This window comes from Micromonospora rosaria, assembly GCF_001567585.1.
GTDB classification, from domain to species: Bacteria; Actinomycetota; Actinomycetes; order Mycobacteriales; family Micromonosporaceae; genus Micromonospora; species Micromonospora rosaria.
Map to the genome: position 1 here is coordinate 1 of NZ_LRQV01000302.1, position 1,303 is coordinate 1,303.

Annotated in this window: 1 protein-coding gene; it reads left to right on the forward strand. The window is 79.0% G+C overall.

Going from position 1 to position 1,303, the window contains the following annotated elements; translation table 11 throughout:
* Positions 1–1,303, forward strand: a 1,303-nt coding sequence (locus tag AWW66_RS32195) for an SDR family NAD(P)-dependent oxidoreductase (protein WP_157528336.1), incomplete at both ends; no start/stop codon positions are given.

Below are 1,303 nucleotides of genomic sequence, written 5' to 3' on the forward strand. Positions count from 1 at the left end.
GTGCCTCCGGCCCGGCCGGTGGTGGCTCCGGCCCGGCCGGTGGTGGCTCAGGGCCGGAGGCGGGGGAGCCGGACGACACCGCCCGCTGGGTCGAGCTGCTGCGGTCGCTGGCGGCGCGAGGACGGACCCCGGCGCTGGTCGTGGTCGCGGCCAGCTACCTGCCCACCCCCGACCTCGACGACGCGGCGGCCACCCGGCACGCCGTCGAGGTCTGCACCACCGGTGTGCTCGGGCTGCTGCGCGCGCTGGCGGCGCAGGAGTGGACCGGCACGCTGCTCACCCTCAGCCGTGGCCTGTTCCGGGTCCGGGGCGACGAGGCGGGCTGCTACCCGGCGGCGTTCACCGCCGCGGCCGGGGAGACGCTCGGCGTCGAGCACCCGGACGTCCGCGCCTGGCACCTCGACCTGCCCGGCGACGACGTCGCCGAGGACGCGGCCACCGTCGTCGCGGCCTGCGGGTGGTCGCACCGGGAACCGCTCGTCGTCTGGCGCGAGGGGCCCCTGGTGCGCGCGGTCGAGCGGGTCGAGCCGGCGGCCGGCGGGTCGGTGCTGCGGCCGGGCTCCCGGTGGCTGGTCACCGGTGGGCTCGGCGGGGTCGGTCGGGCGATCCTCGGTGACCTGGTCGCCGAACGGGATCTCCGGGTGCTGGTCGTGGGCCGCACCGAGCCCGGCCCGGCGGTCGACGAGCTGACCGGGGCGGTCGACGCGGGCCACGGCCGGGTGCGGTACGCCCGGGTGGACGTCACCGACGGTGCCGCGCTGGAGGCGGCGGTCGCCGCCGCCGAACACGACTGGGGCGCGCCGCTCGACGGCGCGCTGCACCTCGCCGGCCGGTACGAGACGGCGTCCCTGACCGCGCCGGGGACCGGACGGTGGCGACCGGAGACCGACCCGAAGGTGGCGGGCTCCGTCGAGGTGGCGCGGGTGCTGCGGCGGCGACCGGGCAGCCGGCTGGTGGCGGCCTCCTCGCTGCTGTCGCTGACCCCGGTGGTCGGCACGGGCGCCTACGCGGCCGGCAACCGGTTCCTCGAAGCCCTCTGCGGGCACCTGGGCGACGCGCACTGCCTGAGCTACGGGATGTGGCGGGGGGTGGGACTCAGCGAGCAGGGCGGCGTCGAGGCGGCCACCCGGCGGCACATGCGCAGCTTCCCGGCGGCCGAGGGGCGGGCGCTGACCCGGCTGGCGCTGGGCCAGCCCGCCGGCCACCTGCTGGTCGGCGTCGACCCGAACGCCGCCCGGGTGCGGCACCTGGTGCGGCCGGTGTGGGCGTTGGAAGGCGTCCGACCGCCCACCGGCGGGGCGGC